This is a genomic window from uncultured Algoriphagus sp., from assembly GCF_963974365.1.
In the GTDB taxonomy this organism is placed as follows: domain Bacteria; phylum Bacteroidota; class Bacteroidia; order Cytophagales; family Cyclobacteriaceae; genus Algoriphagus.
Genome location: NZ_CAXBBX010000008.1, coordinates 124,469 through 137,907 on the forward strand (window position 1 = coordinate 124,469; position 13,439 = coordinate 137,907).

General features: G+C 40.8%; 13 protein-coding genes. 3 read left to right on the top strand and 10 right to left on the bottom strand.

Translation table 11 applies throughout. The annotated features are described in order from the left end of the window. Positions 1-36: 36 nt before the first annotated feature. From AACZ87_RS12175 to AACZ87_RS12185, 3 genes are all read right to left on the bottom strand, one after another. Positions 37-2,499 carry a bifunctional UDP-N-acetylmuramoyl-tripeptide:D-alanyl-D-alanine ligase/alanine racemase gene (locus AACZ87_RS12175; protein ID WP_339867498.1) on the bottom strand — a complete coding sequence of 821 codons (2,463 nt, stop codon included), beginning with the start codon at positions 2,497-2,499 and terminating at the stop codon, positions 37-39. After that, complete coding sequence (locus AACZ87_RS12180; RefSeq protein WP_339867500.1) at positions 2,483-3,571, bottom strand: lysylphosphatidylglycerol synthase transmembrane domain-containing protein; 1,089 nt, start codon at positions 3,569-3,571, stop codon at positions 2,483-2,485. The genes AACZ87_RS12175 and AACZ87_RS12180 overlap by 17 nt, the downstream gene beginning before the upstream one ends. Positions 3,572-3,661: 90 nt before the next feature. After that, positions 3,662-4,411, bottom strand: coding sequence for a segregation/condensation protein A (locus AACZ87_RS12185; RefSeq protein WP_339867502.1), 750 nt, complete (start codon positions 4,409-4,411; stop codon positions 3,662-3,664). A gap of 178 nt (positions 4,412-4,589) precedes the next feature. Here AACZ87_RS12185 and dxs point away from each other — a divergent pair, with 178 nt between their 5' ends. Both dxs and AACZ87_RS12195 read left to right on the top strand, forming a co-directional pair. Then, positions 4,590-6,506 carry a 1-deoxy-D-xylulose-5-phosphate synthase gene (gene dxs / locus AACZ87_RS12190; RefSeq protein WP_339867504.1) on the top strand — a complete coding sequence of 639 codons (1,917 nt, stop codon included), beginning with the start codon at positions 4,590-4,592 and terminating at the stop codon, positions 6,504-6,506. A 4-nt stretch (positions 6,507-6,510) separates the two neighbouring features. Further along, complete coding sequence (locus tag AACZ87_RS12195; protein ID WP_339867506.1) at positions 6,511-7,281, top strand: alpha/beta hydrolase; 771 nt, start codon at positions 6,511-6,513, stop codon at positions 7,279-7,281. Here AACZ87_RS12195 and AACZ87_RS12200 read toward each other — a convergent pair. The 6 genes from AACZ87_RS12200 to AACZ87_RS12225 all read right to left on the bottom strand — a co-directional run bounded on the left by AACZ87_RS12200 (position 7,271) and on the right by AACZ87_RS12225 (position 11,519). Further along, the gene (locus AACZ87_RS12200; RefSeq protein ID WP_339867508.1) at positions 7,271-7,657 is read right to left on the bottom strand and encodes a HEPN domain-containing protein; all 387 of its coding nucleotides are present in this window, start codon (positions 7,655-7,657) and stop codon (positions 7,271-7,273) included. The two genes, AACZ87_RS12195 and AACZ87_RS12200, sit on opposite strands and share 11 nt — an antisense overlap. Beyond that, on the bottom strand, positions 7,654-7,974 hold the full coding sequence (locus tag AACZ87_RS12205) for a nucleotidyltransferase domain-containing protein (protein WP_339867510.1): 321 nt from the start codon (positions 7,972-7,974) through the stop codon (positions 7,654-7,656). The genes AACZ87_RS12200 and AACZ87_RS12205 overlap by 4 nt, the downstream gene beginning before the upstream one ends. A gap of 323 nt (positions 7,975-8,297) precedes the next feature. Then, a complete protein-coding gene (locus tag AACZ87_RS12210; RefSeq protein ID WP_339867512.1) occupies positions 8,298-8,780 on the bottom strand; it encodes a GAF domain-containing protein in 483 nt (160 codons plus the stop codon). Then, complete coding sequence (gene ribD / locus AACZ87_RS12215; protein ID WP_339867514.1) at positions 8,773-9,798, bottom strand: bifunctional diaminohydroxyphosphoribosylaminopyrimidine deaminase/5-amino-6-(5-phosphoribosylamino)uracil reductase RibD; 1,026 nt, start codon at positions 9,796-9,798, stop codon at positions 8,773-8,775. The genes AACZ87_RS12210 and ribD overlap by 8 nt, the downstream gene beginning before the upstream one ends. Further along, a complete protein-coding gene (locus AACZ87_RS12220; protein ID WP_339867516.1) occupies positions 9,798-10,595 on the bottom strand; it encodes a DUF4382 domain-containing protein in 798 nt (265 codons plus the stop codon). The genes ribD and AACZ87_RS12220 overlap by 1 nt, the downstream gene beginning before the upstream one ends. A gap of 99 nt (positions 10,596-10,694) precedes the next feature. Further along, positions 10,695-11,519 (bottom strand): DUF4382 domain-containing protein, encoded by an 825-nt coding sequence (locus tag AACZ87_RS12225; RefSeq protein ID WP_339867518.1) that lies wholly within the window; start codon positions 11,517-11,519, stop codon positions 10,695-10,697. A 105-nt stretch (positions 11,520-11,624) separates the two neighbouring features. On the opposite strand from AACZ87_RS12225, the gene dgt reads away from it, so the two are divergent. Further along, on the top strand, positions 11,625-12,971 hold the full coding sequence (gene dgt / locus AACZ87_RS12230) for a dGTP triphosphohydrolase (RefSeq protein WP_339867733.1): 1,347 nt from the start codon (positions 11,625-11,627) through the stop codon (positions 12,969-12,971). Here the strand turns inward: dgt and AACZ87_RS12235 are convergent. Continuing rightward, positions 12,968-13,351 (bottom strand): VOC family protein, encoded by a 384-nt coding sequence (locus tag AACZ87_RS12235; protein WP_339867520.1) that lies wholly within the window; start codon positions 13,349-13,351, stop codon positions 12,968-12,970. The genes dgt and AACZ87_RS12235 overlap by 4 nt on opposite strands. Between the last annotated feature and the right edge of the window lie 88 nt (positions 13,352-13,439).

Genomic DNA, 13,439 nt, shown 5'->3' on the forward strand with positions numbered 1-13,439 from the left:
GGGGAATTTAGAAAAATTTAGAAGCCAAAACCAACCCTAATCTAGGTAATAAATACGCTTTACTCGGGTGCTAATATTGGTCAGCAGCTCATATGGGATCGTACCGATCTGATCGGCAAGCTCTTTCAACGAGATTTTCTCGCCATATACAATAGCTTCATCTCCAGCTTTCACGTCCATTCCGCTCACATCCACCATGCACATGTCCATACAGACATTCCCGATCACAGGAGCTTTTTGTCCTTTGATTAGCACATAGCCTTTTCCATTGCTGAACCGGCGATCGTAACCATCAGCATACCCAAGCGCTAGGGTAGCTATTTTACCTCCAGAGGCCAGAATGCCCTTTCTCGAATACCCAATGGTTTCTCCTGGTTCAAGAATTTTTATTTGAGAAATTGTAGTTTTTAAGGTGCTGATTGGACGTAAGGATAACACATGTTTTCCTGTCACTTCAACTCCGTATAAGCCAATTCCCAACCTCACCATGTCGAATTGAAAGTCTGGAAACGCAACGATTCCAGCAGAATTGAGTGCATGGATTATGGGTTTATATGCGATCACCTGAAGAATTTCGTTTTTCATTTCTTCGAAAGTCTTCAATTGAGATAAGGAGAATTCTTGATGAATCTCCTCATCCGCTCCGACCAAATGAGTATAAATAGAGGCAACCTCCAATTGTGGATTTGCTTGAATTAAGCCTTTCAATACATTTAACTGATTTCTCTCAAAGCCCAGTCGATGCATCCCCGTGTCCATATCAAGATGAATTCGCATGGTCTTCTGATGAATGGTACACCAAGACGCCAAACTCTCAAAAAACTCAGGACTAAATACTACCGGTTCTAAATCAAACTCACTACAAAGTCCAAACGATTCTTCCATGGTATTAAGCACCATTATCGGGAGTTTAATACCCTGTTTTCGCAAAGCAACTCCTTCATCAGAAAAAGCAACACCGAGGTAATCTGCACCCATGGTCTGGATTTGATTGGCGATTTCCACAGCTCCACCTCCGTATGCAAAAGCCTTCACCATCACCATCACTTTGGTTTTTGGGGAAAGAAGTTTTTTGTAGAAATTATAATTATGTGTCAGCGCATTCAGATTGATCTCCAAAGTAGTCCCGTGAATTCGCTGCTGAAGCCGATTGACCACTTCCTCAAAACCAAAAACACGTGCTCCAGTGATCAAAATCATATCATTCGCAAAAGTCTCGGGATCCAAACTCGCTAAGAGCTCTGCAGTAGAACTGAAGCCAATGAAGGACTTATGGAATTCTTTTTTCAGATAGAAAATCTCTTTACCAACTCCAAATATCTGATCGAATTGATACTTTTTTATTAACTCAATTACTTCTTCATAAATTTTCTCCGGTGAACCTTGCTGAAGCAAATCGGACAAGATCAATATTTTTCGCCGCTTAGATCTTTGCTGCTGCATAAAGTCCAACGCGACTTTCAGCCCTGCTAGGTCATTATTGTAGGTATCGTCAATCAGAAGCGAATCATTTACTCCAGGCTTCAGCGTGAGCCGCATATCCACCGACTTCAAGTGCTCAATTCCTTCTTGGATAGACTCGGCACTTAGTCCCAAGGTCATCGCCGCCACGATCACATGCGTAATATTTTCCAGCGAAGCTACATCGGTAAACGGTACCTGAAAGGTATGCGTACTCAAGTCAGATTTCATCAAAATCAGGCGAGCTCCATTTATCTTAATCTTCACAGATCTGGTAAATTCTGCACCAGCCCTATCTGACCAGCCGATGAGTTTATCCGATGAGAAAATGGATTCGACTTGTGCTGAAACCTCAGTTTGATCCTTACGGTAAATCAGAAAATTGGAATCAGAAAAAAGTGAAAGCTTCTCCCGGAGCTTAGAAATCAAGCTTTCAAACCCTTCCTGATGTGCTGTTCCGAGATTGGTAAAAATCCCCAAATCCGGCTTGATCATTTCTTCCAAAGCTGCCATTTCTCCAGCCTTGGAAATCCCTGCTTCCAGAATCGCCACTTGATGATAGGACTCAATTCCGAAGATGGAAAGTGGAACACCTACCTGCGAATTGTAACTTTTCGGGCTTTTAGCGACAGCATACTTTTGTCCCAAAATCTGTCCTAGCCATTCTTTTACAATAGTCTTTCCGTTGCTCCCAGTGATGCTTACAACAGGATTTTTAAATAGAGATCTCTGGAATCTAGCTAATAATTGTACGGCTCTTCTGGTATCAGTCACCTTAATGAAGCAAATGTCAGGCAATGTTTTTACCTCAAAATCTTGATGAACCAAAAAAGTCTTTACTCCTAACTCAGCTAATTGCGGAATAAAATCAGCTCCGTCAGCCTTTGCCCCCCTGAGCGCTACAAAGAGCGTTTTTTCTGGATGAAGAATTTGTCTGGAGTCAATAGAGATTTGAGAAATTAAAAGCTCTTCATTTCTATTGAGCAGAGTTCCTTCAGTGATTGCTTTGATTTGTTCTTGACTAACTTCCTGAAACATCTTGCTCCGGGTTTATTTTATTTTTCTTTTTCTTGAAAAACACTTGTTTCACCCAACGAGGAAGAAAAAATGCTCCCAAAATCAAATATGGATAGTAGGATAGTAGCCTCCACAAAATGCTAGTGACAAAGGTATAATTGTTCAAAAATTCAGTGAAGAATTGGCCGAAGAAAAACTCTGCAGTTCCACTGCTTCCAGGTGTAGGAGAGATCATCATCACGATCCACATGATCACTTGTCGTGCAAAAACGATCACATGCTCAAATGCCGCTAAGGGCACAAATGCCGAAATAAGTGCATTGAGCATCAAGTATCGAGAGCTCCAGATAAAGATCGTAGCTAGGATGATTGGAAGCCAATAATTCAGCTTTTTTCCAGAAAGCTCCCGAGAAGCCTCAATGATCTGATTACCATATTCATCGGCATCATGCTTCCATTTGCGGAGCCATTTGATAGAAAATATCTTAATTAGAACCCATTTAAAAACTCTTGGTCTGTAGAATAAAGCCGCAGCCATCACTATGCTATAGGAAGCATAGAGCGAATAGGAAATCCAGAATATGGCCTCCATGCTATTCTCAAGATGCATTTCCAATAATTTGCTCTCAGGAAAGATGTTTCCCTTTGCAAAAAACAGTATAATCGGAGCGCCTATTACGAAGAATAAATTGTCCAGAATAGCGGTCACCATCACGTAGGCAATGGCTTTACCAAGTTTTATTCCTTCTTTATTCAAAATGAAAATTGCGACGGCGGTCCCACCGACTACGGAGGGAGTAACAGCTGAAGCAAACTCCCACAGTATAATCACATAAATGGACCTCTTCCATGTCAAATGCCGATCGGTGATTTCTCGGATTCGATACACATAGCCTGCATCACGAAATAAAATAACCAAGACTGCCAAAATAACCCAAGGAATAGATGCGTCAAAAATCCCACTGAGAGAGTCCTTATTTACCGAAGGATCGAAATAGAACATGCCAAAAACAATGGCCAGGCCAATAATTACCGGCACCCAGATTTTATTGGGATTGAGAGTTTGAAAGATCTTTTTGTTGTCCAATTTCATCTGTTTGGTTGCTTTTTTATAGACAGATGGAATCCTGTATCGAGAAGAAATAAATGGGTGTTTAACGCTTGCGACATGCTCGATTTCATACTAGGCAATCTCAATTGGCTCCGTCTTTTCCACCCAAAAGTTGTTGAAGCCTTCTCCAATCACGATGGTTACCATAGAAAGTTGTAGCAATTCCAAGATTGCCAGAAAGGTATATATCACAAAAATCTTATCTGGTTTGTAGGTAATAAATTCTTCAAAAGGCACTTGCTTTTTAAAACTGATTTTCTCCAACACAAAGTCTTTTTGCTGGGCAATAGTATAAGGATACTGGATTACGGTGTGTTTGGTTTCATCTACACGAGCAGCCATTTTGGCCATCGTGCGCTGAAACACCTTCAGCAATTTGTATAAATCCATATCCTGCATTTCAGCATCCACGTCATCCACCTTGCTCAGCGATTTCAGTTCTGCAGCAATATTTCCCCGCTTTTCCTTAGACATCTCAACCTCTTCCATGCTAGAAAGTTCCTCGATGACAGATTTATACTTTTTATATTCCAGTAGATTTCGGATCAATTCTTCACGGGGATCTATTTCTTCACCTGCTTCATCTAGCTCAGGCCTAGGCAACAACATTCTTGATTTTATCTTCATCAGTGTAGCCGCAAAGAGGATAAAATCACTGGCAACCTCCATTTCCATTTGCTCCATTTGATGAACATAATCAAGAAAGTCATTGGTAATCTTGGAGATGGGAATGTCATAAATATCCAATTCATCACGCTCAATGAAAAAGAGCATCAGGTCAAAAGGACCTTCGAAGAGTGGTAATTTGATTTCGAAACTCAAAGGATATCTAAATTATTGGTTAATTTTGCCAACGTTACTAGCCAAAGATATTCAATTAAGCTAAATTAATTGGAAACGGCCGGAGAAAGAGGTAGTCCCTTTTGTCTCAATTTATTAGATTAGAAAAACAAAGAAGCATAGTTGTTGTTATCTTCTTTGAACACATTTCCGCTGTAAAATGCTCATTAAACCAGGAGAATTATTAGCTCAAATAAATAGTCCCGCTGACCTTAAGAAATTTCCTAAGGAAAAACTGGTACAAATCTGTGATGAACTTAGACAGTTTATTATCGATAATGTATCGGTTTATGGTGGTCATTTCAGTGCTAGTCTTGGCGTAGTGGAGCTTACAGTTGCCCTGCACTATGTATTGAATACTCCCGAAGACCAGTTGGTCTGGGATGTCGGACATCAGGCATACGGACATAAAATCCTCACTGAAAGAAAAGATCGCTTTCATACTAACCGTCTTTATGGAGGACTTTCCGGTTTTCCAAAAAGGAAAGAAAGTGAATACGATACATTCGGCGTAGGCCACTCCAGTACATCTATTTCAGCTGCTTTAGGCATGGCAGTCGCTTCCCAATACAAAGGGCTAACACAAAAGCAGCACGTCGCCGTAATCGGAGATGGCTCTATGACAGGCGGAATGGCTTTCGAAGCCATGAACCATGCTGGTGTCGCTGATACGAATCTGATTATCGTATTGAATGATAATTGCATGGCCATCGATCCAAATGTCGGTGCGCTAAAAGATTATCTGACAGATATTACCACTTCCAAAACCTACAATAAGGCAAAGGATGAAGTTTGGAAGATTTTGGGCAAACTGAGCAAATTCGGAACAAGTGCTCAGGATGTAATTTCCAAAGTAGAAGGGGGAATCAAATCAGCTCTGCTGAATCAAAGCAACTTATTTGAATCATTAAATCTCCGCTATTTCGGACCAGTTGATGGACATGACGTCAATCATTTAGCAGAAGTGCTAAAGGATCTCAAAGATATTCCAGGACCAAAAATCCTTCATTGTGTAACGATGAAAGGAAAAGGATATGAGCCTGCGGAAAAGGGTAATCAAACAACTTGGCATGCGCCAGGAGCCTTCGATAAGGTAACTGGAGAGATTTATAAAACGACTCCAACTACTCCTCAGGCACCAAAATACCAAGATGTTTTCGGGCATACCTTAGTGGAATTGGCGGAAATGGACGATAGAATCATGGGAGTAACTCCTGCGATGCCTTCCGGCTCATCAATGAATATCATGATGAAAGCGATGCCTAATCGTGCATTTGATGTGGGGATCGCAGAGCAGCACGCGGTGACTTTCTCAGCTGGCTTGGCTACTCAAGGACTGGTTCCTTTTTGTAATATTTATTCTACGTTCATGCAGCGTGCATACGATCAGGTAGTTCATGACGTGTGTTTGCAGAATCTGCCTGTTGTTCTTTGCTTGGATAGAGCAGGATTTGCAGGAGCTGATGGTCCTACACACCACGGAGCTTATGATATTGCATATTTCCGATGTGTGCCAAACTTGGTTGTTTCGGCGCCAATGAATGAGGAGGAACTTCGAAACATGATGTATTCGGCCTCTATTCATAATGGACCTTATTCTATCCGATATCCAAGAGGAAAAGGCGTCATGCCTGAATGGAAAACTCCTTTTGAGGCAATACCTGTAGGCCAAGGTAGAATCGTAAAAGAAGGCGAAGAAATCGCAATCCTAACGATTGGCCATATCGGTAATTATGCGGTGGAAGCTTGTGAAAAACTTGCAAAAGAGGGTTTAAACCCTGCTCAATACGATATGCGTTTCGTGAAGCCTCTGGATGGAGAACTACTTCATGAGATTTTTGGCAAATTCAAAAAGGTAATCACAGTAGAAGATGGGTGCCTGATGGGTGGATTTGGATCAGCAGTGATCGAGTGGATGATTGATCATGGCTACCAAGCACAAGTGAAGCGTCTCGGGATTCCCGATGATGTCATTGAGCATGGTGAGCAAGAACAACTACACAAAGAATGTGGATTTGACCCGGAAGGAATTGCAAATGCAGTGAGAGAGCTGGCGCAAGTTGCTAAAACTATCTAAACAAATGTCTAGTATTCATTTTTTTGAAAAAGGCAAAGGTCAACCTATTGTCCTGATTCATGGTTTCTGCGAAATCGGAGAAATGTGGAGAGATTTTGCGGAAAAATTATCGACTGATTTCAGAGTAATTTGTCCTGACCTGCCAGGCTGCGGAAAATCCCCATTATCACATTCTCAAAATACCTTGGAGGAAATTGCAATACAGCTAGAAGATTGGATGGAGGAGAATTTAATAAAAGATCCCATCTTAATCGGTCACTCACTAGGCGGATATGTAATGTTAGCCTTATTAGAGCTAATGGGCAAAAAGCTCAAAGCAGTTGGGCTTTTCCATTCCACAGCTTTTGCAGATGATGAAGAAAAAAAGGGAATGAGAAATCGCACGATCATTTTTTTGAAGAAGCATGGTGTGGATAAATTTGTTACTTCCTTTGTGCCTCCTCTTATCCCTGAGGACAAAAGAGATGAATTTCAAGCAGAAATTGACATAGCAATAGCTCAAGCAAAGCAATCTACATTAGATGGATTGATTGCTTATACCAAAGCCATGCGTGATCGCAAAGATCGTTTTGAGGTGCTAAAAAACTTCTCTGGGAGTAAACTATTGATAGCTGGAACCGAAGATGGCGCTGTAAAAATCGATGCTAGTCGAAAGCACAAAGAAGCTATCACTGATTATTTTGAACTCGAAAATACTGGTCATCTCGGTATGATCGAGCGAAAGGAAGAAAGTTTGAAAATTGTGAGGGAGTTTTGTGAGAGGGTTATTGAATAAGCTTGGCTACTTCAGCAATTAGAGCTTTTACTTTTTCTATATAAGGAAATACTGTTTCTCTATCAAAATCAAACAAATCATCATAATCACCCTTTTGCCTCCAAGTAAAAAGTTGAGAATAAATTTTTCCCAGTTCCTTATCGACTTTACCAGTTTTAATGAACAATTCAGAAAATTTAGTTTTTACTCCATTATGCGTGTGAGAATCAAGATTCTTCGAAATGATTAAAGCTGATACAGCGTAGAAAGCGGCATAATACAATCTATTAATTGCTGAATTCCATTTATTATTATCAGACAAAAGCTGAGCATCGTCAAAGGTTTCATGGGCTCGAGCTAATCGATAATTAACAAGATCTCTTTTAGAGTTTGTCATTTTATTCGAATAGCATCGTTAGAGATTTTTTCAAAAAGCTGAGTAGATTTTCTAGTCTTATTCCAATAGCTCTTGGAATATACAATAGGAGAAATAACTGCTCCAGTGCGAAGTTCTAATTCATAAAAATCGTCCATAATTGCAATTTCCTTTGATAATGGAACCTTGTCCAAGTCTAATAGTACAAGAATATCATAATCTGATAATGCCTTTGAGTTTCCATTGGCTTGAGACCCAAAAAGGTATAGTTCAGACTTAGGATATTTCCTAGAGGCCATATCCACAATACCTTTTACTATTTCCTCTTTATCAGACATATACAAAAATAGGATATTTTATTTAGCTATTTGGCAAGTACAAATCTAAAGAAATACTGCATTGTCTATATTTTGTTTGGGCAATAATAAAGGCACTGTCGGCCTCGACTTCGCTCGGCCACCGGAATTTATATTGAGCGGAGGGGAAGTTACTTTCGCGTAAAATTAGAACCTTCGCCGAGCTGATGCTCTTACTATCTTAAATCAAGAATCTTGGTGCTTCCAGTATAATAAGAACCATTTCCACAAACCAAGATGTACATGAATGCTTCCATTAGTTACTGGTATCGTGTACTTTAAAAACTAAATAGGAAATAAAAAAATCACAACTGGCTCCCCAGCACCCCCATCAACTTTTCCAGATACTCCTGATCAACCGCATCAAAATCATCCAATTGATCGGAATCCACATCAAGTACAATCGCGACTAATCCACCTTTAAAGACTGGAACTACGATCTCCGACTTGGAAGCCGAACTGCAAGCAATGTGTCCCGGGAAAGCATCCACATCAGGAACAAGAATTGTTTTGGCTTCTTGCCACGCTGTTCCGCAAACACCTTTTCCTATGGAAATCCTTGTGCAGGCAATAGGGCCTTGGAATGGGCCTAAGACCAACTGGTTCTCTTTAACCAAATAAAACCCAACCCAAAAGAAGTCAAAAGCTTCTTTTAATGCCGCAGAGATATTGGCAAGGTTTGCATATAGATCTGGCTCACCAGTGATCAATGCTTCGATCTGTGGCAAAATCGCTTCGTACTTCTCAGCTTTAGTCGCTGATTCAGGAATATAAAGACTTTCAGACATGATGATATATTCTTAAGGTATCTTCCAAGACATCTATAGTCTCAGAAACTGGAGCAGGTGGAATTGGTGCGGCTATTCCGCTACCAAATTTATTGCTGCTTGTAAACACGCGGGCTTCGTCCCAAAGTTCGGATGACAGAAACTTATTCAGTAAAAAACTTCCGCCTTCAATGATTACACTTTGAATATTTCTACGATGAAGATCCTCCAAAATATCCTCAACCTTAAACTCTTGATTAAGCTTGACGAATTCCAATGTCCCTTTCTCCTCGGTTTTCAGTGTATTATAACAAATTGTTGGCACCGCTTCATCAAATAATTTAAGTGTATTGGGAAGCTCAAGTTTGCTATCTATTACTAGTCTAAGTGGGTTTTTACCCACCCAATCTCTCACATTCAGCGCCGGATCGTCGTATTTCGCGGTATTTTTCCCTACCATGATCGCGTCTTCCTCCGCTCGCCATTTATGCACGAGCTGACGGCTGGAAGCATTCGTGATCCACTTGGAAGAGTAATCCTCCCTAGCAACAAACCCGTCTTTCGTTTGTGCCCACTTCAAAATCACGTAGGGACGCTTTTTTTCGATTTGGGTAAAAAACCGCTTGTTCTGAATTCTTGCTTCTTGTTCTAAAAGACCCGTTTGAACTACAATCCCTGCATCTTTCAAAATTTGGATCCCTTTTCCGCCCACTAGTGGATTACTGTCGAAAGCTGCAATAATAACCTTCTTCACTTTTTTTTCCACCAGCAAATTGGCGCAGGGAGGTGTTTTTCCGAAGTGCGCACAGGGCTCCAAAGTCACATAAACTGTAGCTTCAGCAAGTAATTCCTGATTTTTTACAGAATTCACGGCATTGACCTCCGCATGAGCTTTACCGTATTCTTGATGGTATCCTTCGCCTATAATTTTATCCTCATGAACAATCACACAACCTACCATGGGGTTTGGGCTTACTTTCCCTCGACCTAATTCCGCCAACTCAAGTGCCCGATGCATGTAGAGTTCATCAGCTTTCATCAGGGTTTTTTCTTAAACGTGATTGGAGCAAGTACACTATCCTCTCTTTCCAAAATATTTATGGAAAAAGTAGTGTCCTGATACTGTTCATCCTTAGGGTCAAAATAGAGCTTATACGATCCTACAGGAACTCTGAAATAGTATTTCCCTGTGGCATCCGTATGGGTAGAGAGGGTGTCCTTTTCGTTGCTCAAATAAATCGCTGGATATAGAGACACTGGCTTTAAAATGCCGCTGATGTCGACAATCCCTGCACCAGGCACAAGCGTGAAAGAAGGATCAAGTTCATAAGCAAGAGGGGATTCTGTTACTTCCTGAATTGACTTTTCAAGATCTAAGTCCAAGATTATATCATAAGATATGCCTCTTTCAATATCAATTGTTGTAGCCAAAGAAATCTCGTTTTGCGAAGGGTCTGAAAGAGGTAAGATATATTTCTTCTCTTTGAAAAACATGGAATGATCATCCCCAAGAATGATTTTCGCATTGATAATCTGACCAATAGGAAGTTCGCTTCTACCTAGCAAGAGTGCATTGCCACCCACCAAATCACTAACCTTTATACGTTTATCCCCTGACTTATATTCCAAGAAAAATGTCTGACTCTGAGTCTCCCTACCCTCTGCCAAAACCTCTATATCTACTCCTTTGATCTCTACGAACACCGAATCCCATTTGGCTGGACTATCTACCAAAATTAGATTGAGAAGAGCACGGGGGCTGGAATCTGGATCTTCGCATGAAGCCAAAAAAAGCACACAGGCAATTGGTAAAAGATTAAAGTATCGTTTTTTCACAGGGTAAATTTAGTCCAAAAGTTTGCAATACATGGAATCAAGAACACCTAGATACGAAAAAAGGCCAGCCGTAGCTGACCTTTGGTACTTTTAGTCTTCTTAATTTAAAACCAGGGTAATTGGTTCAACTGAAGTCATTTTGCCTTCCTCGACTATCACTCCTGCTAAAACAATTGGGGCATATAGCTCATTTGGAGTAAATGTTAATGAGTAAGTTCCATTGTCCAATCCAGTGATTTTATAATTGCCATTTGCATCTACAAAAGTGTTCATTTCCTCTCCTTCTCCTTGAGCTGTTACTTTAACAGGCTGAGCTTCCAAAGGAAGAACCTGTCCCATCAGACCAGTAGATACCTCATCCAAATATGCTCTCAATACAGGTTTAAGAATAATTTGTCCAGAATTTCCGGCTTCTACGATAGACTTAGCAGCATCAAAATCGATAACCAAATCATAAGACATTCCACCTTCGATGTGTTCATCAACTTTAATTTTCAATCCGCTCTGCTGAGCACTTGGTGTTTTCATCTCAAAACGCTCACCGTTTTTGATTACATAATTTTCCTCACCGAGTATCAATCTAATCTGATCGATTTTTCCTTCAGGAAAATCTTCTGTTCCTAAATGCTCGCTATTACCCCCTGTTAATTCCAAAAGATTAATTGGTTGACTTTGGTCATAAACAATCTCTACCCAAGAAGAATCATCGTCGTCATCGATGTCATCATCATCTATTCCGTCCTCATCTACCTTGACACGTACGGCCAGTACTTCTACCCAGACTTCATCGTAAGAAGCTGGTGCATCCACTAATAGAATATTAACGCGCGCAGACCCTCCATTTGGATTATCATCATCGGAGGAACAAGACATTGCAAAAACAGTCAAACCTGCCATTAAGAGATAAGAAAATATATTTTTCATGCTAGTTGAGTTTGGTTTAGTGGCAGGGAAATGCCAATGACCATGCCAACTCAAAAATGACAAATAGTAAAGTAATGTCTGAAGAGCTTCTTATTTTTGGGGATGATGAAATGGGAACGCCTTCTATCCCGAGGCAGATTTGGTGATAATCCGGGATTTATACCTACACAAGTAACCCGAAGTGAATTTGAAGTAGATTATGATCGTATCATTTTTTCTTCACCTTTTAGAAATCTCCAGGATAAAACTCAGGTCTTTCCATTGCCTGAGCAAGCTTTCGTTCATACAAGACTTACCCATAGCCTAGAAGTATCAAGCGTGGGTAGATCATTGGGAAAAGCTGCTGGTGAAATGCTTCTACAAAAGTATCCTCAGCTATCAAAAACGGGTATAACTCCTTTTGAAATCGGGGCAATTGTGGCCGCAGCGGCCTTGACACATGATATTGGAAATCCTCCTTTTGGTCATGCAGGAGAGGAAGCAATTTCCGATTTCTTCAAATTTCATCCTGCAGGAAAATGCTGGGAATCCCACGTTCGTACCGAACAATTGGCAGATTTACACAATTTCGAAGGAAATGCCCAAGGATTCAGAATGCTTGTTTCAAAGCAATTTGGTCTGAAACTTACCTATGCTACGTTAGCGGCTTTTTCCAAATATCCACGGCCAAGCATGATTGCACAACGGGATATTGCACGAAGAAGCCAGAAGAAATTCGGCTTCTTTATCAATCAGTTGACAGACTTTGAGCAAATGGGAGCTGTATTGGGAATGGAAAAATCCAGTCCTGAATGCTGGTACCGCCATCCTTTGGCATTCTTGGTAGAAGCAGCCGATGATATATGCTACAGCATCATCGACTTGGAAGATGGGTGTACACTGGGTTTGGTAAGCTTTGATGAAACAGTAAAGCTATTGGCACCGATTCTCAAGGAAAAGTTTGACCCTAAAAAACTCAAGGAACCTCGCACGGAAGCCCAAAATCTGGGAGCTCTACGCGCCTTGGCAATTGGGGAGTTAATCAGCGAATGTGTAGAAGTCTTTGCCAATTATGAGGAAAGTATGTGCAAAGGCAATTTTGATAAGGCATTGACTGACATAATCCCCTCAGCAAAGGCCCTCCAGAAAATAACCGAGGTGTCTGTCCAGAAAATCTATCGATCTAAGGTAGTTTTGGAAAAGGAGGCTGCTGGATTCCAAGTAATCGAAGGCTTGCTTGAAGTATTCTCTAAAGCACTTTACAATCAATTTTACTCCCCAGAGAATTTCTCTGGTAAGGATAAAAGTATCCTTCGCTTGCTTCCCGAAGACTTCCCACTGAAAGGCTGGGGAGCAGAAGTGAACCCATATCCATTACTTCGAACATTGGTAGATTTCATCTCAGGAATGACGGATAAGTATGCGCTAAACCTCTATAGACGTGTAAAAGGCATTTCTTTCCCCGGATCTTAAACTACTGAAGTTATCCACCAAGTATTCCCAAAAGGATCCTTGATTCCCCCGCTACGCCCATAAGGTTTGTCCGAAACCTCCAAAATAATTTCACTTCCTAACTCTAACGCCGACTCAAAAGCTGCGTCGGCATCTTTGACATAAACGAACAATCCTGCAGTCTGCGACTTATAATCAGCGGTAGCTTCAGCAACCATCACTGTGCTATCACCGATTTTGATCTCCGCATGCATGATAGTGTCCTTATCTCGCATCTCTTTCAAGGCCACTTTAGCATCAAAGACTTGCTTAGCGAATTTGATAAAAGTGCCGGCATCTTGGAGGATCAAATACGGCATTACTGCTTGGTAATTTTCCGGAACTTGAAGGTTGTTTCCCATAACTTGTTGTTTTTGAAGACTTATCTAAAAGTATATGTCTTTTTTAGAGAGTCCAAATTGCATACCTCGAAGTATCTGAATTATTAAA